Annotated in this window: 25 protein-coding genes and 1 tRNA gene; 5 read left to right on the top strand and 21 right to left on the bottom strand. The window is 71.2% G+C overall.

What is annotated here, in order from left to right; genetic code table 11:
- Positions 1 to 24: 24 nt before the first annotated feature.
- The 3 genes from B0B15_RS10180 to B0B15_RS16230 are packed head-to-tail and all read right to left on the bottom strand — an operon-like array spanning position 25 to position 724.
- A complete protein-coding gene (locus B0B15_RS10180; protein WP_143016358.1) occupies positions 25 to 270 on the bottom strand; it encodes a hypothetical protein in 246 nt (81 codons plus the stop codon).
- The gene (locus B0B15_RS16225) at positions 270 to 548 is read right to left on the bottom strand and encodes a hypothetical protein (protein ID WP_143016359.1); all 279 of its coding nucleotides are present in this window, start codon (positions 546 to 548) and stop codon (positions 270 to 272) included. Before B0B15_RS16225 ends, B0B15_RS10180 begins: the two co-directional genes overlap by 1 nt.
- Positions 545 to 724 carry a helix-turn-helix domain-containing protein gene (locus tag B0B15_RS16230; RefSeq protein WP_143016360.1) on the bottom strand — a complete coding sequence of 60 codons (180 nt, stop codon included), beginning with the start codon at positions 722 to 724 and terminating at the stop codon, positions 545 to 547. Before B0B15_RS16230 ends, B0B15_RS16225 begins: the two co-directional genes overlap by 4 nt.
- A 109-nt stretch (positions 725 to 833) precedes the next feature.
- On the opposite strand from B0B15_RS16230, the gene B0B15_RS16920 reads away from it, so the two are divergent.
- Positions 834 to 1,142 carry a helix-turn-helix transcriptional regulator gene (locus tag B0B15_RS16920; protein ID WP_076676454.1) on the top strand — a complete coding sequence of 103 codons (309 nt, stop codon included), beginning with the start codon at positions 834 to 836 and terminating at the stop codon, positions 1,140 to 1,142.
- Here B0B15_RS16920 and B0B15_RS10190 read toward each other — a convergent pair.
- From B0B15_RS10190 to B0B15_RS10240, 11 genes are all read right to left on the bottom strand, one after another.
- Positions 1,104 to 1,176, bottom strand: a tRNA-Asn gene (locus B0B15_RS10190). The two genes, B0B15_RS16920 and B0B15_RS10190, sit on opposite strands and share 39 nt — an antisense overlap.
- 62 nt (positions 1,177 to 1,238) lie before the next feature.
- The gene (locus B0B15_RS10195) at positions 1,239 to 2,012 is read right to left on the bottom strand and encodes an ATP-binding cassette domain-containing protein (protein WP_076675730.1); all 774 of its coding nucleotides are present in this window, start codon (positions 2,010 to 2,012) and stop codon (positions 1,239 to 1,241) included.
- A gap of 112 nt (positions 2,013 to 2,124) precedes the next feature.
- On the bottom strand, positions 2,125 to 3,966 hold the full coding sequence (dnaG, locus tag B0B15_RS10200; protein ID WP_076676455.1) for a DNA primase: 1,842 nt from the start codon (positions 3,964 to 3,966) through the stop codon (positions 2,125 to 2,127).
- Positions 3,966 to 5,318: a deoxyguanosinetriphosphate triphosphohydrolase gene (locus B0B15_RS10205; RefSeq protein ID WP_076675732.1), complete on the bottom strand. Its 1,353-nt coding sequence runs from the start codon at positions 5,316 to 5,318 to the stop codon at positions 3,966 to 3,968. Before B0B15_RS10205 ends, dnaG begins: the two co-directional genes overlap by 1 nt.
- Positions 5,290 to 6,456 (bottom strand): tRNA dihydrouridine synthase DusB, encoded by a 1,167-nt coding sequence (dusB, locus tag B0B15_RS10210; RefSeq protein WP_076675734.1) that lies wholly within the window; start codon positions 6,454 to 6,456, stop codon positions 5,290 to 5,292. Before dusB ends, B0B15_RS10205 begins: the two co-directional genes overlap by 29 nt.
- Before the next feature lie 81 nt (positions 6,457 to 6,537).
- Complete coding sequence (locus B0B15_RS10215) at positions 6,538 to 7,221, bottom strand: DsbA family oxidoreductase (RefSeq protein ID WP_076675736.1); 684 nt, start codon at positions 7,219 to 7,221, stop codon at positions 6,538 to 6,540.
- A gap of 81 nt (positions 7,222 to 7,302) precedes the next feature.
- Positions 7,303 to 8,109: a citryl-CoA lyase gene (locus B0B15_RS10220; protein ID WP_076675738.1), complete on the bottom strand. Its 807-nt coding sequence runs from the start codon at positions 8,107 to 8,109 to the stop codon at positions 7,303 to 7,305.
- Positions 8,106 to 9,323 carry a CaiB/BaiF CoA transferase family protein gene (locus B0B15_RS10225; protein WP_076675740.1) on the bottom strand — a complete coding sequence of 406 codons (1,218 nt, stop codon included), beginning with the start codon at positions 9,321 to 9,323 and terminating at the stop codon, positions 8,106 to 8,108. Before B0B15_RS10225 ends, B0B15_RS10220 begins: the two co-directional genes overlap by 4 nt.
- The gene (locus B0B15_RS10230) at positions 9,320 to 10,831 is read right to left on the bottom strand and encodes a tripartite tricarboxylate transporter permease (protein ID WP_076675742.1); all 1,512 of its coding nucleotides are present in this window, start codon (positions 10,829 to 10,831) and stop codon (positions 9,320 to 9,322) included. Before B0B15_RS10230 ends, B0B15_RS10225 begins: the two co-directional genes overlap by 4 nt.
- The gene (locus tag B0B15_RS10235; RefSeq protein ID WP_176776610.1) at positions 10,831 to 11,442 is read right to left on the bottom strand and encodes a tripartite tricarboxylate transporter TctB family protein; all 612 of its coding nucleotides are present in this window, start codon (positions 11,440 to 11,442) and stop codon (positions 10,831 to 10,833) included. Before B0B15_RS10235 ends, B0B15_RS10230 begins: the two co-directional genes overlap by 1 nt.
- The gene (locus B0B15_RS10240; RefSeq protein WP_076675744.1) at positions 11,439 to 12,425 is read right to left on the bottom strand and encodes a Bug family tripartite tricarboxylate transporter substrate binding protein; all 987 of its coding nucleotides are present in this window, start codon (positions 12,423 to 12,425) and stop codon (positions 11,439 to 11,441) included. The genes B0B15_RS10235 and B0B15_RS10240 overlap by 4 nt, the downstream gene beginning before the upstream one ends.
- Positions 12,426 to 12,544: 119 nt before the next feature.
- On the opposite strand from B0B15_RS10240, the gene B0B15_RS10245 reads away from it, so the two are divergent.
- The 3 genes from B0B15_RS10245 to B0B15_RS10255 are packed head-to-tail and all read left to right on the top strand — an operon-like array spanning position 12,545 to position 14,890.
- Positions 12,545 to 13,342 (top strand): IclR family transcriptional regulator, encoded by a 798-nt coding sequence (locus B0B15_RS10245; protein ID WP_076675746.1) that lies wholly within the window; start codon positions 12,545 to 12,547, stop codon positions 13,340 to 13,342.
- 29 nt (positions 13,343 to 13,371) lie between these two features.
- Positions 13,372 to 13,974 carry an RraA family protein gene (locus B0B15_RS10250; RefSeq protein WP_076675748.1) on the top strand — a complete coding sequence of 201 codons (603 nt, stop codon included), beginning with the start codon at positions 13,372 to 13,374 and terminating at the stop codon, positions 13,972 to 13,974.
- Complete coding sequence (locus B0B15_RS10255) at positions 13,967 to 14,890, top strand: NAD(P)-dependent oxidoreductase (protein ID WP_076675750.1); 924 nt, start codon at positions 13,967 to 13,969, stop codon at positions 14,888 to 14,890. Before B0B15_RS10250 ends, B0B15_RS10255 begins: the two co-directional genes overlap by 8 nt.
- Before the next feature lie 12 nt (positions 14,891 to 14,902).
- On the opposite strand, the gene B0B15_RS10260 is transcribed toward B0B15_RS10255, so the two are convergent.
- Positions 14,903 to 15,706, bottom strand: coding sequence for an isoprenyl transferase (locus B0B15_RS10260; RefSeq protein WP_076675752.1), 804 nt, complete (start codon positions 15,704 to 15,706; stop codon positions 14,903 to 14,905).
- Positions 15,703 to 16,431: a DNA repair protein RecO gene (gene recO, locus B0B15_RS10265; protein ID WP_076675753.1), complete on the bottom strand. Its 729-nt coding sequence runs from the start codon at positions 16,429 to 16,431 to the stop codon at positions 15,703 to 15,705. Before recO ends, B0B15_RS10260 begins: the two co-directional genes overlap by 4 nt.
- 72 nt (positions 16,432 to 16,503) lie before the next feature.
- Here recO and B0B15_RS10270 point away from each other — a divergent pair, with 72 nt between their 5' ends.
- On the top strand, positions 16,504 to 17,211 hold the full coding sequence (locus tag B0B15_RS10270) for a trimeric intracellular cation channel family protein (protein ID WP_076675755.1): 708 nt from the start codon (positions 16,504 to 16,506) through the stop codon (positions 17,209 to 17,211).
- Positions 17,212 to 17,302: 91 nt separating this feature from the next.
- Here the strand turns inward: B0B15_RS10270 and B0B15_RS10275 are convergent, their stop codons facing one another.
- The 5 genes from B0B15_RS10275 to B0B15_RS10295 form a co-directional block, all read right to left on the bottom strand.
- Positions 17,303 to 18,085 carry an MOSC domain-containing protein gene (locus B0B15_RS10275; RefSeq protein ID WP_076675757.1) on the bottom strand — a complete coding sequence of 261 codons (783 nt, stop codon included), beginning with the start codon at positions 18,083 to 18,085 and terminating at the stop codon, positions 17,303 to 17,305.
- Between the two features lie 34 nt (positions 18,086 to 18,119).
- A complete protein-coding gene (locus tag B0B15_RS10280; protein WP_083708978.1) occupies positions 18,120 to 18,908 on the bottom strand; it encodes a methyltransferase domain-containing protein in 789 nt (262 codons plus the stop codon).
- Between the two features lie 20 nt (positions 18,909 to 18,928).
- Positions 18,929 to 20,689 (bottom strand): 2-isopropylmalate synthase, encoded by a 1,761-nt coding sequence (gene leuA, locus B0B15_RS10285; RefSeq protein WP_076675761.1) that lies wholly within the window; start codon positions 20,687 to 20,689, stop codon positions 18,929 to 18,931.
- A 181-nt stretch (positions 20,690 to 20,870) separates the two neighbouring features.
- Complete coding sequence (locus B0B15_RS10290; RefSeq protein WP_076675763.1) at positions 20,871 to 21,461, bottom strand: GNAT family N-acetyltransferase; 591 nt, start codon at positions 21,459 to 21,461, stop codon at positions 20,871 to 20,873.
- Complete coding sequence (locus B0B15_RS10295) at positions 21,458 to 22,405, bottom strand: NADP-dependent oxidoreductase (protein WP_076675765.1); 948 nt, start codon at positions 22,403 to 22,405, stop codon at positions 21,458 to 21,460. Before B0B15_RS10295 ends, B0B15_RS10290 begins: the two co-directional genes overlap by 4 nt.
- Positions 22,406 to 22,469: the final 64 nt, after the last annotated feature.

Here is a 22,469-nt window from a genome sequence, read left to right on the forward strand (position 1 = left end):
ATCTGCCAGGGCATGGCGTCGGGATTAAGCATCGGTCGGCCCTTCCAAGACGTGGCGGAGAAGGTGCATGTAGCCCTGAGCGTCGGGGCCATCCGTGAGGAGGAGCGCGACGCCGCCGAGCGCGCGGCGCGCATCTTCGATGTAGACGAGGGCGACCTCTTCGTCGTGCCGGCCAATGGCGGAAGCGGCCATGTTGACGCAGTGAAGGGCGGCTTGCAGCTCGTGCCACCGTGCGGTCTCGATGGTGGGTGCGGGCGTGGGGTCGGCCATCATGAGTCCTTCCGGGCGTCGATCCATGACGCAGACGGGTCGGGAGGATCAGCCGGTCCGATACCCCCTGCCGAGTAGGCCGCGACTCCTTCGCGCGCTGCATCTGAGCGCAGCTCCCGGAATTCAGCGGGTGAGTTGTTCGCGCGGGCGTACCAGTAGTCGGCGTCCGACTCGGCGCGGGCGAGGGCGGGCGACAGTACGGCCCATGCGGCGCGGAAGCCGCGCGCCCACGCGCGTCCGTCGTCGGCCTGGCCGCGCGGGTGGGCAATGGCGCTCACTGCGCAGGCTCCCACGGCTCGTTGGCGAGGATGGCCTCCACCTGAGCTGGGTTGAACAGGAACGCGCCGCGCGGCCCGGGCAGACGCTTCACGGGAGTCAGCCGCCCGTCCTGCACCATGCGCGTGACGGTCTTCACTGACTTGTCGAGCGCTTCGGCCACCTCCGCCGAAGTCATGGCCTGAGAATACGGATTGGACATGCGACAAAGCATGCGTGTTGCTTTGGCGTATGTCAAACGATGACCCACTTGCGGCGTGTCTCGGCAATGTCCTATCGTTTGACGCATGAGCACCGTCTTTGACGCGCGTCGCCGTCCGACCTTCGATCTGCGCCACCGGCTTGTCCTGGCTCGGGAGGTGGCCGAGATGGAGCAAGCCCAGGTCGCGGAGGCGCTGGGCGTGTCTCGGCAGACTGTGAGCAACTACGAGCGCGGCTTCACGCAGCCCCGACGAGCGACCGTGCTCGCGTGGGCGATGGCAACCGGCGTGGACACCGAGTGGCTGGAGCGGGGAACGGAAAACCCCCGCCCGGATAACCCGGGCGGGGGTTCGTTGCTCCCCGGCTTGGACTCGAACCAAGAACCTATCGGTTAACAGCCGATTGCTCTGCCAATTGAGCTACCGAGGATCATGCTCACCTCGCGGCGGGCAACCCCACGATACTAACAGCACGCGGGGGCGGCGGAAAAATCAGCGCGCCGAAATCCGTCGCTCGGGCGTGCCGTCGGGGGTCCACTGGAGGGTCCGATCGCCGTGGCCCAGCGCGACCGCGTGTCCGGCATGCAGGACGAGGACGTCGGCATCCAGGTCGCGCGGGGCGTCGGCGTCGTTCGTGACGATGAGCGACGCCATGCCCCGCTCGTCGCGGCGGCGCGTGATCGACGCGCGCGCCGCGGCGCGCACCTCCACATCGAGGTTGGCGTACAGGTCGTCGGCGACGAACAGGCGCGGCTCGAGCACGAGGGCACGGGCCAGCGCGACGCGCTGCCGCATCCCGGCGCTCAACTCGTACGGATACTTCGGAGCGGTGCCCAGCGGCAGCTCCATCTCGTCGAGCAGCGTCGCCACGCGCACCGCGAGGGCTCGCGTGTTGACCCGGCGGTCGCGGCTCGTGATGGGTTCGGCGATGACGTCCTGCACGGTGAGCCGCGACGGCAGCCCCGCACCGGCGCCTTGGGGCAGGTATCCGGTGTGGAAGACCCACTCGCGGCGCGCACGCCCGGGGCGCCGCGCCGAGATCCCGTGGATGCGGGCGTCTCCCCCGACCACGGTCAGGCCGTCGTCGGGGTGGCCCGCCAGCAGCGAGACGAGCGAGGTCTTGCCCGCCCCCGTCGCGCCACGCACCACGAGCGTGCCCCCGGCGGCGAGGGTCACGGTGATCCCGTCGATGACGCGCACGCCGTTGCGCGCGAGCGAGAGGTCGTCGGTGCGGAGGGCGACGTCTGTGTCGAGAGACCGGGCCATTTCCTCATCCTCCCCGACGATCCGCCTCGCTGTCGCGGGGCTTCCTCGCGACACGCCGGTGCGGTAGCCGGTGCGTCGGCCGCGACTGCTCGGGCGGATCCCGGTCGGGACGTCAGCCGACGACGAGGCGCTGGCGGTCGGCATCCAGCTCGCGAAGGCGCAGGCGCAGACGGCGCCCCTCCTCGGACTCCGCCGGCACGCGCTGGATCCCGCGCAGCAACTCGTCCTTCTCGCGCTGCAGCTCGCGCACCAGCAGGCCGCGCGCGAGGTCGTTCGCCGAGGCCACGGCTCCCTCCTCGGTGCGCGCCGGGAACTCCGCCGTCAGCAGCTCCGCTGCCAGAGACCGGAACGGCTCCCGAACCGCCTCGACGGCCGTCACCGCCCAGCCGGGCTGCGACAGATCGGTGGATGCCAGGGAACTGCGCACCGCTTCCAGAGCCGGGTGGCCGAACGGCGTCTGCAGCGCGCGCAAGAACAGGTCGGGCTCGATACGGTGCCCGTACTGCAGGAACGCCATCATGGCGCCGCGCTCGAGGGCGACGTCGCGGGTGTGCGGAAGCGAGGCCATCGTGACGGAGACGGCGACGGGCGCCGGTTCGGCGCCGCGCTGGGCGTCGCGTTTCTCGGCGCGGTCGGCGCCGCGTGCGGCGCGCTCCACGGCCGCCTGCACCTCGGGGATGTCGAGGCCGAGGCGACGGGCGAGTACGCGCACGTAGCCGGGACGCAGCGCCGGGTCACGGATGTCGGCGACGATCGGCGCGGCGGCGTTCAGGGCGCCGGCGCGGCCCTCGACGCTGGACAGGTTGAAGTCCTTCAGGCGCTGATCGATGACGAACTCGAACATGGGCGCCTTGGTCTCCATGAGCGAGCGGACCGCGCCGTCGCCGCGCTGCAGACGCAGGTCGCACGGGTCGAGGCCCTCGGGAGCCACGGCGACGTACGTCTGTGCGGCGAAACGCTTCTCGTCGGCGAAGGCGCGCAGCGCCGCCTTCTGCCCCGCGGCATCCGGATCGAAGGTGAACACGACCTCGCCGGAACTGCTGTCATCGCCCATCACGCGGCGGAGCACCGTGATGTGGTCGCTGCCGAACGCGGTTCCGCAGGACGCGATGGCCGTGGTCACGCCGGCGAGGTGGCACGCCATGACGTCGGTGTAGCCCTCGACGACCACGACGCGGTGCGAGCGCGAGATGTCGCGCTTGGCCAGGTCGAGACCGTAGAGCACCTGCGTCTTCTTGTAGAGCGGGGTTTCGGGGGTGTTGAGGTACTTGGGGCCCTGGTCGTCGTCGTAGAGCTTGCGCGCCCCGAAGCCGATGACCTGGCCGGTGATGTCGCGGATGGGCCACACCAGGCGTCCGCGGAAACGGTCGTAGACGCCGCGCTGGCCCTGGGAGACGAGTCCGGCCTGCAGCAGCTCTTCGCGCGTGAACTTCTGCGCGCTGAGGTGGTCGAGCAGGTGCGACCAGCCCTTGGGCGCGTAGCCCACGCCGAAGTGCGCCGCCGCGCCCGCGTCGAACCCGCGGTCGCCGAGGAAGCGACGGCCGGTCTCGGCTTCGGGGCTCATCAGCTGCGTGCGGAAGTACTCCGCCGCGGCGGCGTTGGCCGCGTAGAGGCGCGAGCGTCCGGAGGTCTCGGGCGCCGCTCCCCCGTCTTCGTAGTGGAGCGTGTATCCGACGCGCGCGGCCATGCGCTCGACCGCCTCGGTGAACGACACGTGGTCCATCGCCCGCAGGAACGAGTAGACGTCACCCGACTCGCCGCAGCCGAAGCAGTGGTAATAGCCGACCTGCGGCCGCACGTTGAAGCTCGGGCTGCGCTCGTCGTGGAAGGGGCACAGTCCCTTCATCGACCCGACGCCGGCGGGCTTGAGCGCGACCCGCTCGCCGATCACGTCGGCGATGTTCACCCGCGCCTTGACCTCGTCGACGTCGGCCTGACGGATGCGACCCGCCATCAGGCATCCGCCCCGCGCGATGCGCGCGCGCCGGGAGCCCACACGCCGAGTTCGGCGGCATCGACCTCGCCCACCAGACGCCCGTGCCACGAGATGGCGAGTTGGTCGGTGAGGCTGGCCACCTGGTCGACGACGACGCGGCGGCGCGCGGCGTCGTCCGGCGCGGCGGCGAAGTCGGGGGCGTGCAGGGCGTCGAGCGCGCCGGGGTTCTCCCACAGGGCGGATGCCAGGCGCTTGAGCACGTGACGCTGTTCCCGGTAGAGCACCTTGCGGCCGTCGATCGACACGACCGTGGCGCCGATGATGCCCTTGAGCACCGCCATCTCGACCTCGACCTCGGCCGGGACGATGACGTGGGCGCGATAGCGCGTGAGCTCGTCGGCCGGGTACGCCTCGCGGGTGGCGGCGGTCGCGGCGCGCGCGAAGCGGCCGATGAGGTCGGAGGTGAGATTCTTCAGGCGCGCGAGCGCGGGGCGGGTGCCGTCGAAGGAGTGAATCCACTCCGGCATGGCCATGAGCCGTTCCAGGCCCGCGGCGAGGTCGTCGCGCACGAAGTCGTAGCCGACCCAGCGCTGGATCGCGTCGAGCAGCCCCTCACGGCCCACGCGTGACGCCAGACGCGCGGGGTCGACGTAGCGGTTGACGACGGCGTCTTCGAAGTCGTGCACCGAATAGGCGATGTCGTCGGAGAGGTCCATGACCTCCGCCTCGATGCACCGCTGCCGCGCCGGGGCGCCCCCGCGCATCCAGTGGAACACCGGCTCGTCGTCGGGATAGACGCCGAACTTGAGGCGACCGCCGGGGTCGGGCACGGGTTCGTCGACGGTCCAGGGGTACTTGCACGTGGCGTCGAGGCTGGCGCGGGTGAGGTTGAGGCCGAACGGCTCGCCGTCGGCGGCAAACACCTTGGGCTCGAGGCGCGTGAGAATGCGCAGCGTCTGCGCGTTGCCCTCGAAGCCGCCGATGCCGTCGGCCCACTCGTTCAGCGCCCGCTCGCCGTTGTGACCGAACGGCGGGTGGCCGAGGTCGTGGCTGAGGCACGCCGTGTCGACCACGTCGGGCGAGAGCTGCAGTGCGGTCGCCAGCTCGCGGCCCACCTGCGCGACCTCGAGGGAGTGCGTGAGGCGGTTGCGCGCGAAGTCGGCGGGGCTCGCCGGACTCAGCACCTGCGTTTTCGCGGCGAGTCGGCGGAGAGCTGCCGAGTGGAGCACACGCGCCCGGTCGCGGGCGAAATCGTCGCGCTGCGAGCGATGCCGCTCGACGTGGAAGCGGCCGGCGTCCTCGTCGTCGTAGCCGGCCGGGCGGGCGGCCGTGGCCGACGCCTCAACCACCACTGTGGTGCAACTCCGCATCGGCGAGGGCGCGACCGGCGTCGTGGCCGATCTCGCGCGACTCCAGCCACCCGTCGGGCAGTGCCGGGCGCTTGGGGGTCCCCGCGCGACCGCGCTGACCCTCGGCGGCGGCGCCCGGGTAGGGGGCGTCCAGCTCCATCGTGGCCAGCAGCTCGTCGATCTCGTCGAGCGTGGAGGCGGTCGCGAGGCTCGCCCGCAGCTCGCCGCCGACCGGGTAGCCCTTGAAGTACCAGGCCACGTGCTTGCGGATGTCGCGGCATCCACGGCCCTCGTCGTCGAAGAACTCCACGAGCAGCTCGGCGTGGCGGCGGAAGGCCTTCGCGACGAAACCGAGCGTGGCGTCGACGGGCTCGCCGTGGGCGGCACCCGGCCCGCCGAGAGCGCGGGCGAGGTCGCCGAACAGCCACGGGCGCCCGAGGCAGCCGCGACCGACGACGACGCCGTCGCAGCCGGTCTCATCCATCATGCGCACCGCGTCGTCAGCCGACCAGATGTCGCCGTTGCCGAGGACCGGCACGCTCGTGACGGTCTCCTTCAGCTTCGTGATCGCGGCCCAGTCGGCGTGCCCGGAGTAGAACTCGCTCGCCGTGCGCGCGTGCAGGGCGATGGATGCCACACCGGCCCCCTCGGCGATGCGTCCGGCCTCGAGATAGGTGAGGTGGTCGGCGTCGATGCCCTTGCGCATCTTGATGGTCAGCGGCTTGTCGGCCGCGGCCGAAACCGCGCGCTCGACGATCTCGCGGAACAGCGACGTCTTCCACGGCAGCGCGGCGCCGCCACCACGGCGGGTGACCTTGGGCACGGGGCAGCCGAAGTTGAGGTCGATGTGGTCGGCGTGATCCTCGTCGACGATCATGCGCACCGCCGCCTCGACCGTGGCGGGATCCACACCGTAGAGCTGGATCGAGCGCGGCGTCTCGGATTCGTGATGCCGGATGAGTCGCATCGTGGTGTCGTTGCGCTCCACGAGGGCGCGCGTCGTGATCATCTCGCTGACGTAGAGCCCGGCACCGTATTCGCGACACAGGCGACGGAACGCCGTGTTCGTGATGCCGGCCATGGGGGCGAGCACGACGGGGGCGTCGAGTTCGATGTTGCCGATGCGGAGCGACCGCGCCGGAGCCAATGCCGTATTCACCGTCTCATTCTCCCAGACGTCCGATCACGACGGTGCCCGCCCCCGACGGATGCGGGGACGGGCACGGGATGGGGAGGAGTCTCACGCGTCGGCGGTCTCCGACACCTCGCGTCGCTCGCCCCACACCTGGCGGGCGATCTGGGTGAACGCCTCGACCGGCTGTGCACCGCTGACGCCGTACTTCCCGTCGATCACGAAGAAGGGCACGCCGGTGATGCCGAACTGGCGGGCCTGCTCCTGGTCGGCACGCACCGCGGCGCGGTAGCGCTGCGAGCTCAGCGCCTCGCGGGCGGCATCCGCGTCGAGACCCGCCTCGGTGGCCAGCTGCACGAGGTCGTCGTCGCGGCCGACGTGCTTGCCCTCGAGGAAGTAGGCCGACATGAGCAGCTCGGCGAGTTCGAGCTGCCTGCCGTTCTCCTTCGCGAAATGCAACAGCTCGTGCGCCTTCACGGTGTTGGTGTGCTGGAGGATGTCGAAGCGGTACGCGAGCCCCGCGTCGGCGGCGACGCCGGTGACGCGGTCGAGCATCTCGCGGGCCTGCTCGGGCGAGATGCCCTTGTGCTGCGAGAGGTAGTCGACCTCGCCGCCGTGGAAGTCCTCGGGGGTGTCGGGCGAGAGCTCGAACGAGTGGTACTCGATCTCGACGACCGGGGCGTCGTCATCGGCGGCCGTGGCGGCAAGGCCGTTCTCGAGGTTCCGCTTGCCGATGTAGCACCAGGGGCAGGCGATGTCACTCCACACGTCGATCTTGATGGCATCCGTCATGACGCGTGCAACCCCGCGATCCACGGGTCTATTCCCGGAGCGGCATTCTTCAACGCGACCCCGCCGTTCGGCTCGGGAGGGTCAGGGCGTCGGCACCTCCGGACCGGTGTAGTCCGCGAGCAGCGGTGGGGGCAGCGGACCCTTGATGCGCCGACCCGAGCGACTCTCCTCCCACGCATGGGCGAGGATGCCGACCGAGCGGGCCAGGACGAAGAGCCCGCGCGCGAGCTCCGGCTCGACCCCGAGCTCTCCGTAGACGATCGCCGAGATGCCGTCGATGTTCATCGGCACCCCGCGCGAGGCGAGCGCGCGTTCGATCGCGAGACCTGCGCGCAGGTGGTCGCCGATGACGTCGCCGGACGCCGCGGCCTGCTCGACCAGCGCCAGCAGCGGGTCGCGGCGCGGATCGACGGGGTGGAAGCGGTGCCCGAAACCCGGGACGAACGCGCCGCGCGCGCGGTGCTCCGTGATCTCTTCGGCGGCGAGGTCGTCCCAGCCCGAGCCGTCCTCGCGGTGCGCGCTCACCATGCGCCCGAGCATCGCGACGCACTGCTGCCCCGCTCCGCCGTGGGTGTCGCCGAGCACGTTGATGCCGTTCGCCATCGCCGAGTTGATGCCGACGCCGCACGTGGCGGCCATCCGCGCACTCGCGATCGAGGGAGCCTGCGGGCCGTGGTCGACGCTGGCGACGAGGGTCGCCTCGAGCAGACGTCGCCGGGCAGGAGCGAGCTCACCGCCGGTCACCAGCAGCCAGATCGTGTCGACGAAGCCCGTCGTGCCGATGAGGTCCTGCACCGGTCGGCCGCGGAAGGCGATCTCCCCCGGTTGGATACGGGTGATGGCGGTGGACCACCAGGCGGTGACGGGCGCGAGCGCGTCGTCGGTCATACGGCACCTTCCTCGTGCAGGGCGGCGATCTCGTCCGCGGAGTAGCCGATCGCCGCCAGGATCTCGTCGGTGTGCTCTCCGAGCGTGGGGGGCGGGGTGCGCGGGGCCGAGAGCGCGCCGTCGATGCGGATGCCGTTGCCGAGCACCTTCAGCGGATCGCCCCCGCCGCCCGGGAACGGCAGCTCGTGCACCAGCCCGCGATCCCGGATCTGCGGGCTCGCGAGCATCTGGTCCACCCGCAGGACGGCCGCCGCCGGGACCCCGGCCGAGCTCAGCAGGTCCTCCCACTCCGCCGCCGGTCGCGCCGAGAGCGCGAGTTCCAGCTCGTCCGTGAGCGCCGTGCGGTGGGTTTTGCGGCTCTCCCGCTCCGCGAATCGCGTGTCACCGATGAGCTCGGGCCGGCCCAGCAGCGTGCACAGCGTCTCGAACTGCTCCTGCTTGTTCGCCGCGATGTTGAGCAGCCCGTCGCCCGTGGCGAAAGCACCCGAGGGCGCGGCCGTGCCGTTGTCGTTGCCGAGCGGGCGCGGCTCGTGGCCGTCGACGAGGAGGTTCGACACCACCCATCCCATCGCGGTGACGGCGGTCTCGAGCATCGAGACGTCGATCACGCTCCCGACACCGGTGCGGGCACGACCGGCGAGGGCGCTCGAGACGGCGAACGCCGCAGCGAGTCCGCCGATCGTGTCGGCGAGGGGGAAGCCGGCGCGCAGGGGGCCGGTCTCCTCCGTCCCCGTGACGCTCATCATCCCCGAATAGCCCTGGATGATCTGGTCGTACGCGGGCTTCGTCCGCATGGGACCCGTCTGCCCGAACCCCGAGATCTGGCACAGGATGAGCCTCGAGTTGAGGGCCCGTAACTGCTCCCAGCCGAACCCGAGGCGCTCCAGCACCCCGGGCCGGAAGTTCTCCACGAGCACGTCGGCGGTGGCGACCAGTCGTCGCAGCGCCTGCGCGCCCCCCTCGGTCTTCAGGTCGAGCGTGATGGAGCGCTTCTGCGCGTTCTGGGCGAGGAAGGAGATGCCGAGGTGGCGGGCGTTCAGCTCCGCCGACGTGCCGAGCCGACGCGCGAGATCGCCCCCGTGCGGGGTCTCCACCTTGATGACGTCGGCGCCCATCAGCGCGAGTTGATACGCCGCGTAGGGACCCGCGAGCACGTTGGTCAGGTCGAGCACCGTCACTCCCGCGAGCGGCCCGGGCACCGTGGCATCCGTCATGCCGTCACCTTCGAACGGCGGGCCGCGCGGACGCGGGTGAAGACGACGCCGACGATCGCGATCGCGAGCACCGCGTACAGCGTGATCGAGATGGGGCTCGACACCAGGATGCCGGCATCCCCCTCGCTCACCGCCATGGCACGGCGGTACTCGGTCTCGGCGAGCGGCCCGAGGATGATCGCGATCAGCATCGGCGCGACGGGCAGCCCGTAGCGGCGCATGAGGAAGCCGAGCAGGCCCACCACGAGCACGAGCACAAGGTCGAGGATCTTGCTGCTGGTGGCGTAGACGCCGAGCATCGCGAAGACCGTGATGCCGGCGTACAGGTAGTGCTTCGGCACCTTCAGCAGCTTCGCCCAGAGAGGAGCGAACGGCAGGTTGAGGATGAGCAGCACGACCATGCCGACGAAGAAGCTCGCCAGCAGCGCCCACACGAGGTCGGGGGCGCGGTCGAAGAGCAGGGGCCCCGGCTGCAAGCCGTACTGACGGAACGCCGCGAGCAGGATCGCCGCGGTCGCCGAGGTCGGAAGGCCCAGGGCCAGCAGGGCGCCCATCGCCGTTCCGGCGGTCGCGTTGCCGGCCGCCTCGGGGCCTGCGACGCCCTGGATCGCGCCGCGCCCGAACATCGGCTTCTTCCGGCGCCCGTCGAGCTTGCGCTCCGCGCCGTACGACAGGAACGTGGGCACCTCCGACCCGCCGACGGGGATGATGCCGAACGGGATGCCGATCGCCGTGCCGCGCAGCCACGCGGGAAGCGCCTGGCGCAGCTCGCGGAACGACAGCCACAGGCGCCCGGTCGAGGGCAGCAGCTTCGTCTCGTCGGGGGTGCCGCGGCGAGCGGCGACGCTGAACACCTCGCCCAGGGCCAGCAGACCGACCGTGATCACCACGATGTCGATGCCGTCGAACAGCTCCGGAAGGCCGAAGGTGAAGCGCGAGGTGCCGGAGGCGCCGTCGATGCCGACGACCGAGATGGCCAGGCCGATCACGAGGGCGGCGAGGCCGCGAACGACGGATTCGGTCACCACCGCGGAGATCGCCACGAACGCGAACACGGCGAGCGCGAGGTACTCGGCGGGCCCGAAGAGGGTCGCGAACTCCGCGAGGCGCGGCGCGAAGAACACCACGAGGATGGATGCCACGATCCCGCCGATGAAGGCACCGATCGCCGAGGTCGCGAGGGCTTGCGCGGCGCGACCGCTCTTGGCCATCCGGTGACCCTCGATCGAGCCGGCGATGGCGGTGCTGTTGCCGGGGGTGTTCATGAGGATGCCGGCGATGGAGTCGCCGAACAGGCCGCCGAAGAGCACGCCGGCGAACATGATGAACGCGCCGATCGGGTCGAGCGAGAAGGTGACGGGCAGCAGGAGCGCGACGGCCATCGCCGAGCCGAGGCCCGGGAGCACGCCGACGGCGGTGCCGAGGACGGCGCCGATGAGCACCCACAGCATGTTGATGGGGGTGAGGACGACCGCGAAGCCCTCCCCCAGGTTGACGAGAGCGTCCATCAGAAGAGTCCCTCCAGGATTCCGGGCGGAAGGTTGAGTCCGAGACCGCCCGAGAAGGCGATCTGCACGAGGGCGGAGATCGCCAGCGACAGGAAGATGTCGAAGAGGGGTCGGCGGCTGCCGAGCGAGCGGGCGATGCCCCAGAACAGGAACGCGCCCGAGAGCAGCCACCCCAGTGGGGTCAGGGCCGCGATGAAGACGACGACCGTGCCGACGGCGCCGAGCATGGCCCAGAGGTTGCTGCGGGGGCGGACGGCCGGGGCCTCGGGCTCCCGGCCCTCGACGGTCGCGATGAGGGCCTCGTCGTCGATGTCGGTGTCGCCGGCCGGGCCCTCGGCATCCGCCACGTCGATCGGCTCGGGTCGGCGGAGGATGTCGATCGCGAGGAGCGCGGCGAGCACGATCACCGCGATCGCGATGATCGCCGGGAACAGCTGCGGGCCGGGCGGAGCCGTGTTCGCCGGAACGGTCATGGTGACCGTGCCGACGATGAGCGCGATGCCCACGGCGAGCATCACGGCCGGGACGACGAGACCGGAACGGCGACGCCAGAAGCCGTCGGAGGAGCGGATGCGATGAGTCCGCGGGATGGTGGGGATGACGCCGCTCACAGGCCCAGCTCCTCGATGATGGCGTTGACACGCGCTTGGTCCTGCTCGATGAAGTCCGCGAAGTCGGAGCCGGTGAGCAGCGCGTCGCGCCAGCGGTTGCGTTCCATCACCTCGGACCATTCGGGGGTCGCGGCCATCTCCTCGATGATCGCGACGAGTTCGTCGCGCTGCGCGTCGGTGATGCCCGGGGGTGCCACGAGTCCTCGCCAGTTCGGGAGGTTCACGTCGACGCCCTGCTCGATGAAGGTGGGGGTGTCGATGCCGGGCACCGGCTCCTCGGCCGAGACGGCGAGGGCCCGGAGGCGGCCGGCCTCGATCTGGTCGCTGAAGTCGTTGTATCCGCTGACGCCGACCGCCACCGTGTTCGACAGCAGCGCGGTGAGCACTTCGCCGCCCCCGGCGTACGAGACGTAGTTCACCTCGCCGGGGTCGATGCCGGCGGCCTGAGCCGTCAACCCGGTGAGCAGGTGGTCGGTTCCACCGATGCCGCCCCCGCCGACGGCCTGGCCGTGCGGGTCGGCGCGCCAGGCCTGGATGAAGTCGTCGAGGTCTTGAAAGGGCGAGTTCGCGGGCACGATGAAGACGATGTAGTCCTCGGCGAGCCGGGCGATCGGCGTCGTGTCGCCGAGGGTCGCCGCCGACGCGTTGACCGTGATGGCGCCCTCCATGACCGTGCCGGTCATCATGAGGTTGGTCGGATCGTCGCCGAGTTGCGTGAACTGGCCGAGCCCGATCGTGCCGCCGGCTCCGGGGACGTTCACGACCTGGACGTTGTTGACGACCGAGGTCGATCGAAGCACCTGCTGCGATTCGCGGGACGCGAGGTCCCACCCGCCGCCCGGGGCCGCCGGGGCCATGATGGTCAGCTTGGCGCGGGGATCGACTCCGGCGGTGGCGCCGCTGGCATTGACCGCGGCCACCCCCACGAGCACCGCGGTGGCGGTGATGCCGAGGGCGTTCCATAGAACGCGTCTGGTTCTCACGTCGTCACTCCTTCGTGATGAGGTCGAGGTAGGTGTCCGCCTAGTGGACTCCGGTGTCCACCAGACGGTACCCTTGCGAGGCAGCAGGTGCAACCGACGCACCGCGGAGGGGAGCGACCGTGTCCACCGTCAACGAGGTCTCCGATCGCTCGACCCCCGAAAGCGGAGGCGTCCGCGCCGTCACGCGCGCGTTCGAGGTGCTGCAGTGCTTCACCGCGGTGCGACCCGTGCTCTCGCTCGCCGAGATCGTCCGGGAGAGCGGACTGCCGCGCACCACCGTCCTGCGCCTCATCGACACCCTCGTCGGCGAACGGATGCTGCGGCACGCCGCCGACGGCCGCATCACGGTGGGCGCGCGCCTCATCCGTCTCGCGGCCTTCGCCGAGGCGGCCTGGGCCGTGCCCGAGGAGACCGCCGACCGCATGACGCGGCTGGCGCAGGAGACCGGCGAGACCGCGAGCCTGTACGCGCGCAGCGGGCTGCGGCGCGTTGCCGTCGGGCAGTCGCCGAGCCCCTACTCGCTCCGCCATGTCGTGCAGGTGGGCGACGAGATGCCCCTGCTGCTCGGCGCCGCCTCCACGCTGCTCGTGGCCGCGAGCGGCCCGGACGCCGCCGCGCACCTCCTCGACGTTCTGCCCGCCGCCGAGCGGTCCGGTGTCGACACCGACGCCTTCCGTGCCGCGGTGGCCGACGCCCAGCGCGCGGGGTACGCCGTTTCGCACGGTGCACGCGAGCCCGGCAACAGCGGGGTCGCGGTGATCGTGCGCGAGGGCGACGAGCGGCGGCCGGCGGTCGTGCTCGGCCTCGGCGGGCCCACCGCCCGTTTCACCGAGGAGCGCGTGCCGGTCTTCCTCGAGGCTCTGGCCGCCGCCGCGGCCGACATCCGCCGCAGCGGTCTCCCGGCCGCGCTGGACTGATCCCTTCCCCCGATCGAGAGGACCGCCCGATGACGAGCACGATCCCCGAGAGCACGACCTACCCGCCGCCCGGCGCCTATGCCGCCGCGACCGTCGGCGATGCGATGGAGCGCTTCGGCGTGGCCCGCGGCCTGTCGCCGCTGTGGGAGGGCGCGGTCGTGTCGGGGCCCGCGGCGACGGTCCTCACCCGCCCCGGAGACAACAAGGGCGTTCACGCGGCGTTCGAGCAGATCCGCGCGGGCGAGATCCTCGTCGTGGACGGCGGAGCGGACGACACCCGCGCACTCATCGGCGAACTCGTCGCCGAGAAGGCCAAAGCACTCGGCGTCGCCGGCATCGTGCTCGACGGGGCCGCCCGCGACGCGATCGAGCTGCGCGAGGTGGGCGTGCCGGTCTTCGCCCGCGCCGTGACGCCCGCGGGACCGTGGAAGACGGGCCCCTACCGCCTGGGTGGCGTCGTCACCCTCGGCGGCGTGCCCGTGGCTCCGGGTGATTGGATCATCGGCGACGCGGACGGCGTCGCGGTCGTGCCCCGCGCGCGCATCGCCGAGGTCACCGCCGCCGCCGACGCTCTCGTGCGCGGCGAGGCCGAACGTCGCTCCGCCAACCGCGCCCTGGTGCCCCGTGTCTGACGCGCCCTCGAACCGCCCGCTCGTCTGGATCCCCCGCGAGGTGCACGCCGACGCGGTCGCCGACCTCGAGACGTGGGCGGACGTCCGCCGGGGCTGGGGAGCGGATGCCACGACCGAGGCCGAGATCGCGCCGCTCGCGCAGGGCGTCCTCCTGCGGACCGCTCGGTTGGATGCCGAACAGCTGCGCCGGATGCCGCGGCTGCGCATCGTCGCGCGGCACGGCGTGGGGACCGACACCGTCGACACCGTGTTCGCCCGGGAGCACGGCATCCGGATCACGACGACGCCCGAGGCCAACGTCCTCTCGGTCGCCGAGCACGCGATCGCGCTGCTGATGGCGGTACGGCGCGGCGTCGGTGCCGCAGCCGCCGGGACGGCCGACCGCGCCGCGCTCGTCGGGGGCGAGCTGAGCGGCTCGACGCTCGGGCTCATCGGCTACGGCCGCATCGCGCGCCGCGTCGCCCGCATCGCCCGGGGCGGGTTCGATATGCGCGTCCTCGCGTTCGATCCGGCCGTGCCCGACGACGACGTCCGCGCCGACGGCGCCGAACCGCGCGCGCTCGATGACCTCCTCGCGGAGGCCGACGCGGTCAGCGTGCATGTGCCCCTCGTCGCCGGCACGGGGGGACTGCTCGGCGCCGCGCAGTTCCGCCGCATGCGTCCGCACGCGGTGGTGGTGAACACCTCCCGCGGCGGGGTCGTCGACGAAGAGGCGCTTGCCGCGGCGCTCGACGCCGGGGAGATCGGCGGGGCGGGGCTCGACGTCTCGGAAGTGGAGCCGATGCCCGCCGATCACCCGCTGCGCGGTCGGGCGAACGTGCTCGTCACCCCGCACATCGGCGGACAGACGCGCGAGGCCATGCGGCGCGTGGCCCTGGAGGCCGCGGCGTCCCTGCGGGCCGAGCTGTCGCGTTAGTCGATCGGCGGCTCAGGCGGTCGGCGCGTCGACAGCCCCGCCGAAACGGCGATCGCGCGAGAGGTACAACCCGATGGCATCCCAGAGGTGGGTGCGCCGGAAGTCGGGCCACAGCGTGTCGAGGAACACCATCTCGGCGTACGCCGACTCCCACAGCAGGAAGTTCGAGGTGCGCTGCTCGCCGCTCGAGCGCACGAAGAGGTCGACGTCGGGCATGTCGGGCTGGTACAGGTTCTTGCGGATCAGCTTCTCGGTCACCGCCGACGGCTTGAGCCTGCCGGCGGCGATGTCGTCGCCGATGCGGCGCATGGCATCCACGATCTCCACGCGCCCGCCGTAGTTGACGCACATCGTCAGCGTCAGCGTCGAGTTGCCCTCGGTGAGGCGTTCGGCGTGCTGGAGCTCCTTGATCACCGAGCCCCACAGGCGGGGCTTGCGTCCCGACCACCGGATGCGCACGCCCCACTCATTCAACTGGTCGCGGCGGCGGTGCAGCACTTCGCGGTTGAAGCCCATGAGGAAGCGCACCTCGTCGGGAGAGCGCGACCAGTTCTCGGTCGAGAAGGCGTAGACCGACAGGTGCTTCACGCCCGCCTGGATCGCTCCCGCGACGACGTCGAGCAGCGCCGCCTCCCCCGCCCGGTGTCCCTCGACGCGCGTGAGCCCCTGTCGGTTGGCCCAGCGTCCGTTGCCGTCCATGACGATCGCGACGTGCTCGGGCACGGCCCCCTTGGGGTAGGCCGGCGGGTACTCGGCGGTCCAGTCGAGGGGGCGGTACGGCACGGCGTCGCGGTGCGTGAACGGCTTGGGTGTCATCGATGCGACTCCAGGTGCGAGAGGGAACGAATGCCGCGCTCCAGGTGGAACTGCGCGTACGCGGCCACGAGACCCGACGCCGCGGCCACCGTGCGGCCGGGCGCGGTGTCGATGGTGTCCCACTCCCCCGCCATGAGCGCGCGGAGCATGTCGACGGTGTCGCGGGCGACGCGCGGCGAGCCCGCGGGCGCGCACGTGGAGCAGACCACTCCACCGAGCTGCGCGAGGAAATAGTCGTGGTCGCCGACCGTGCCGCACCGCGCGCACTCGGTCAAGCCCGGCGCCCAGCCCGAAAGCGCCATGGCGCGCAGCAGATAGGAGTCCAGCACGCTGCGCTCGGAGTGGTCGCCGCGCGCCAGGGAGCGCAGACCCCCGACCAGCAGCAGGTACTGCTGCGGCGTCGCCTCGGCCTCGTTGAGACGGTCGGCGGTCTCTACCATCGCGCTGGCGGTGGTGTAGCGGTCGTAGTTCACGACGATGTCGGCGCCGTACGAGCCGAGCGACTCGGCCTGCTGGACGATGTCGAGGTTGCGGCCCTTGAACAGCTGCACGTCGGCCACCATGAAAGGCTCGAGGCGCGACCCGAACTTCGACGACGTGCGCCGCACGCCCTTCGCGACCGCGCGGATCTTGCCGTTGCGGCGGCTGAGGAGGGTGAGGATGCGGTCCGCCTCCCCCAGTTTGTGGGTACGCAGGACCACGACTTCGTCGCGGTAGGTGGGCACAGTCCATTATCCGTCCGCCCACCCGTGAGCGGCCTGCGCGGCGCGCGCGTCGGGTCCACGAGGAACGGGAGAATGGATGCCGTGGACACGCCGACCTTCGTCATCCCCCTGTGGGCGGATCTCACCGCCGTCGCGCTCGGCGGCGTCCAGGGCGCGCTGTTCGCCTCGGGATTCCAGGGCCAGCGTCGCCTGGATCTGCTCGGGGTGGCGATCATCGGCATCCTGCTCGGCATGGGCGGAGGCCTCATCCGCGACCTGCTGCTGGGGCTCACGCCGGCGACGCTGCAGAGCAACTGGTACCTCATCACCGCCACGCTCGCCTCGATCGTCGGCATGCTGTTGTCGGGGATCTTCCAGCGGCTCAATCGCGCGATCGTGATGCTCGACGCGGTCGTGATCGGACTGTTCGGCGCGTTCGGCACCTCGAAGGCGCTCGCCCTCGGGATGCCCGCGGTGCCCGCCATCTTCGTCGGCGTGCTGGCGGCGGCCGGCGGCAGCGTCCTGCGCGACGTGCTGATGGGCCTTCCGGTCGCGATTATGCACGTGGGCTCGCTCTACGCCGTCGCCGCGGGCGGCGGATGCGTCGTGCTGGCGGTCACGGCCGCGTTCGGGGTCCCCCTGCCGCTCGCGGCGGTCATCGGCGTGGTGGTGACCACCGTGATCCGCGTGCTCGCCGTCATCTTCGACCTGTCCCTGCCGGAACAGCGCAAGCTCTATCGCCGTAAGGTCGCGGTCGAGACCACCGGCATCCCGATCGTCCGCTCCGACAGCGCCGAATGATGCGGGCCCTCACGCGTGAGTCGCCAATATTCGTCGCTCGAGCGCCCGCTGAAGCGACAGATATTGGCGACTCGCGCGGGGGTTTCTGAGCTCAGGCGAGAGGCGTGACCTCATCGCCGACGCGGACAGTGCCGCCCGCGGCGACCGGCAGCAACAGGATGCCGAGGGTCGGCTCGTCCTGACCGAACTCCGTCGTGAGCACCCGCAGCAGTCGCGCATCGCGCACGCCGGTGTCGGGGTTCGCAGTGATCGCGGCGCAGCGCTCGATCGGCTTCTGCACCTCGAACTCCACCTCCCCGATCCGCACGCGGCCCCGCCACTCGAGCTCGGCCCACGGCGCGGCGCCGCCGACGACGATGTTCGAGCGGAAGCGGCGATCGTCGACGGGCGCCCGCACCGCGGCATCCACGTCGCCGACCGAGGCGGCGCCGTGCAGCGAGACGAAGCCGCGCGGGCGGTCCTGGAAGCGGGCGGTGCGGCCGTCGCCGAGAAGACCCAGGGGCAGGATGCCGTCGGCCTCGAGCGATTTCGCATCACTCGTCGTCCGCAGGTAGGCGGTGACCGCCTCGCTCAGTCGGGCGCGGCCTTCGTCGCTGAGATCGGCGGTGACATCGATGTCGTCGACCCGGAGACGCAGCGTCCGGGCGTCGTCGTCGAAGGTCAGGTCGACGCGAGCCAACGTCGGGAACGTCATGAGCGCGAGTCCGCGGCTCTTGGGGAAGGTGGCATCCGCCGGCTCGAGGGCGTCGGCGAAGCGGAACACGAGCGAGCGATCGCCCTGCACGCGGCCGTCGTCCTGGATGACCAGGCTCCCGCGCTTCTCGGGCGTGAAGCCCTTCACGGGGTAGCGGTAGAGGGCGTCGACGCGGATCACCGTCTCATCCTCGCATCAACGCCCTCTCGTCCGATCACCCGCGGGCGAGCACCTCGCCGTGCGGCAGCAGGATCCACCCGTCGGGGTGCTCGGCCCACTCGCGCCACGCGTCGGAGATGCGCTGCAGCTGCGCGTCGTCGGCCAGGCCGAGCCGTTTCGCGTGCCCGGCGAACGCCGAGGCGAGCACGCGGTCGGCCCACATGCCGCCCCACCACGCGCGCTTGTCGGGCGTGTCGAACACCCAGACGCTCGCGCTCGCATCGATCCGACTGAACCCCGCCTCCCGCGCCCACGCTGTGAGCCGTCGACCCGCATCGGGCTCGCCCGACGACCCGCGGTGCACGCCGTGGTAGATCTCGAGCCAGTCGTCGAGGGCCGGGATGAGCGGATACCAGATCACACCGCCGTAATCGACGTCGCGTACCGCGACCAGGCCGTCGGGCCCGGCGACGCGGCGGAACTCCCGCAGGGCGTCGACCGGACGTTCGAGGTGTTGCAGTACCTGGTGGGCGTGCACGATGTCGAACGAGGCGTCGGGCACGTCGAGGGCGTAAGCGTCGCCCGTCCGGAAGGTCACGTTCGCGCGCTCCCCCGCGACGGCTCGGGCCACCTCGACGACGTCCGACGCGGCATCCACCCCGACGACCTCTCCCGGGAAGACCCGGTCGGCGAGGTCGACGGTGATGGTGCCGGGCCCGGCGCCCACATCGAGGATGCGGACGCCGGGCGACAGCGAAGACACCAGGTACGCCGCCGAATCGGCGACGGTCCGTGCGGCGTGGGAACGCAGCACGCTCTCGTGGTGTCCGTGGGCGTAGGCCACGGCCGGATTCTCCGGTCGGGTCAGACGCCGGCCAGGGCGCCGGCGGCCTGGCGCGTGCGGATCGCGCGGTTCACGCCCGACACGATCGCCTTCAGCGACGCGGTCGAGATGTCACCGTCGATGCCCACGCCCCACAGGCGCTGGTCGTCGACCTGCAGCTCGACGTAGGCCGCGGCCTGCGCGTCGCCGCCGGAGCTCAGGGCGTGCTCGACGTAGTCGTAGAGCGTCACGTCGAAGCCCTGCGACCGGACGATCTCGAGGAACGCGGCGACCGGACCGTTGCCCACGGCCGAGGCCGGGTGGGTGGACTCGCCGTCGCGCAGCGAGACGTCGAGGTGCACGTCGCCCGACATGTCGCTCGAGGAGCGGGTCGAGAGCAGCTCGAAGCGGCCCCAGCGCTGGTCGTCCACCGTCGAGGGCAGGTATTCGTCGGTGAAGATGTCCCAGATCTGGTTGCTGGAGACCTCACCGCCCTCGGCGTCGGTACGCGCTTGCACGACGCCGGAGAACTCGATCTGGAGCTTGCGCGGCAGATCGATCGCGTGGTCCGCCTTCAACAGGTAGGCGACGCCACCCTTGCCCGACTGCGAATTGACGCGGATGACGGCCTCGTACGAGCGGCCCAGGTCCTTCGGATCGATGGGCAGGTACGGAACCGCCCACTCGATCTCGTCGATGCTCTTGCCCTCGGCCTGAGCGCGGGCCTCCATCGCCTCGAAGCCCTTCTTGATGGCATCCTGATGCGAGCCGCTGAAGGCGGTGAAGACCAGATCGCCGGCCCAGGGGCTGCGTTCGGGCACGGGCAGCTGGTTGCAGTACTCGACGGTGCGCTTGACCTGGTCGATGTCGCTGAAGTCGATCTGCGGGTCGATGCCCTGCGTCAGCAGGTTGATGCCCAGCGCGACCAGGTCGACGTTGCCCGTGCGCTCACCGTTGCCGAACAAGCATCCCTCGATGCGGTCGGCACCGGCCATGTACCCGAGTTCGGCGGCCGCCACGGCGGTGCCGCGGTCGTTGTGCGGGTGCAACGACAGGATGACGTTCTCGCGGTGATTGAGGCGGCGGGACATCCACTCGATCGAGTCGGCGTAGACGTTGGGCGTCGCCATCTCGACGGTGGCGGGCAGGTTCAGGATGACCTTGCGCTCGGGCGTCGGCTGGAAGACCTCCAGCACGTCGTTGCAGATGCGCAGCGCGAATTCGAGCTCGGTCCCGGTGTAGCTCTCGGGCGAGTACTCGTAGTAGACCTCGGTCTGGGGGATCGTCGCCTCGTACTTCTTGCACAGGCGCGCGCCCTCGAGGGCGATGTCGACGATGCCCTGCTCATCGGTGCGGAACACGACCTCGCGCTGCAGCACGCTCGTGGAGTTGTAGAGGTGCACGATGGCCTGCTTGGCGCCGGCGATCGCCTCGTACGTGCGGGCGATCAGGTGCTCACGCGCCTGCGTCAGAACCTGGATGGTGACGTCGTCGGGGATGAGATCGTCGTCGATCAGCTGACGGACGAAGTCGAAATCGGTCTGGCTGGCGCTCGGGAAGCCGACCTCGATCTCCTTGTAGCCCATTTTCACCAGCAGGTCGAACATGACCCTCTTGCGCTCGGGGCTCATCGGGTCGATGAGGGCCTGGTTGCCGTCGCGCAAGTCGACGGCGCACCAGCGGGGCGCCGCCTCGATGCGCTTGGCCGGCCAGGTGCGGTCGGGCAGGTCGACCCGGATCTGCTCGTGGAAGGGACGGTACTTGTGCACCGGAGCGGACGTGGGCTTCTGGCTGTTCTTCATGATGTGTCGCTTCTTTTGATTCGTTCGGTGGGGCCGACGACGATCTCCGCGACGAGGAAGGCCCTTAGAACGAGGACTCGTCGCGGCAGCTAAGAAGAAGCAGGCCACCGAAGCGCATGGTGCGATCGTAGCAGCCTCGTGACGCGGCATCCGGCCACCGGCAGCCCGGCAGCCGCTGCGGTCACCCCTTGGAGGATCGCCACTCGCGGGCCAGCACGGCGTAGACGAGCAGGTCGCCCCAGCGTCCCTTGAACCAATCCCTCTCGACGAAGTGCGCCTCGCGACGCATGCCGAGCCGCTCCGCCAGCGCGACCGAGCGGACGTTGTCGGGATCGATCTGCGCCACCAGCCGCCGCAGCCCGTACACCTCGAACGCCGTGTCGATCAGGGCGCGCACCGCCTCGGTGGCGAGTCCCCGCCCGGATGCCGAGGGGCTCACGACCCAGCCGATCTCGGCGGATCCGGCCTCGGCGTCGAGGTGGAACAGGACGAGGTCGCCGATCACGGCGTCATCGTCGAGGCTCTCGATGGCGAGCATCACCCCGCCCCGCTCGCCCTCCAGCGTGGTGCGGCCCATCAGATGCCCGTTGCGGCGACGAATGTCGTCGGCCGACTGAGGGTCGAACGGCAGGAACCGGCACACCTCGGCGTCGCCTCGGTAGCGGGCCATGGCCTCGAGGTCGCGTTCCTCGAAGGGGCGCAGGCGCACCCGCTCCCCCGTGATTTCGAGGGTCTCGGGCGCGGGCGGCAGCACGAACGGCGAGCCGCTCACGGCAGCAGGGCGACCTTGCCTCCGGGGTGTCCGGTCATGACCAAGCGCACGGCCTCGACGGCCTCGGCGAGCGGGTACGTGCGCGCGACCGGCACCTCGAGGGCCCCGGATGCCGCGAGCTCGAGCACCCGGGCGCGGGCGATGTCGCGGAAGCGAGTGCTCTCGGGACGCGCTCCCGCGATCCAGAGGAAGCCGTCGGCCTTCGCCCGGTCGGGCGAGACGATGGTGACGACGCGGTCGCGATCGGAGACCAGCTCGAGCGAGACGTCGATGGCCTCGTCGGTGCCCGCCGCGTCCCAGGCGGCGGCGATGGGGGCGCCGTCGGCGGCGGCTTCGACGCGATCGCGCAGGCCGTCCCCGTACGCGACGGGGATGCCGCCGTAGCGGCGGACCCGCTCGGCGGAGTCCTCGGCATCCGCTCCGACCGTGCCGATGACGCGCACGCCGAGATCGCGGGCCTGCTGCAGCAGGCTCACACCGACGGCTCCGGACGCGGCGTGCAGGAGCACCGTCTCGCCCTCCACGACGCGCGTGACCTGGATCATCTCGGCTGCGGTGGTCCCGGCGAGCAGAAGGTTGGCCGCCTCGGGATGCGGGAGGTTCGCGGGCTTGGCGAACACGTCGCGCGCGGGCACCGTGATGTCGGTCGTATAGGCACCCTGCACCCGGAACGCCACCACCTCGTCGCCGACCGCGAGCTCACCCGAACCGCCGAGGGCGTCGCGGCCGACAGCGGTGATCTCACCCGACAGCTCATACCCGATCGGGAGGGGGAAGGATGCTCCCGGACGCGCTGTCGCGACGTGCTTGGCGTCGGCGGGGTTGATGCCGGCCGCGCGCACGCGGATCGTCACCTCGCCCGGCCCGGGTGCCGGCACCTCGATCTCGTCGAAGCTCCACGTCTCGATGGGCCCCGGAGCCGGGGCCGTCCACCTCTTCGCCATGCGTGCACCTTCCGTTGCGATCGCGCGCACGGCGCGGTCGGGCTGATGGGGTCCGCGGCCGCCG

Origin of the sequence: Microbacterium sp. RU1D (assembly GCF_900156435.1) — a bacterium.
Lineage (GTDB): Bacteria > Actinomycetota > Actinomycetes > Actinomycetales > Microbacteriaceae > Microbacterium.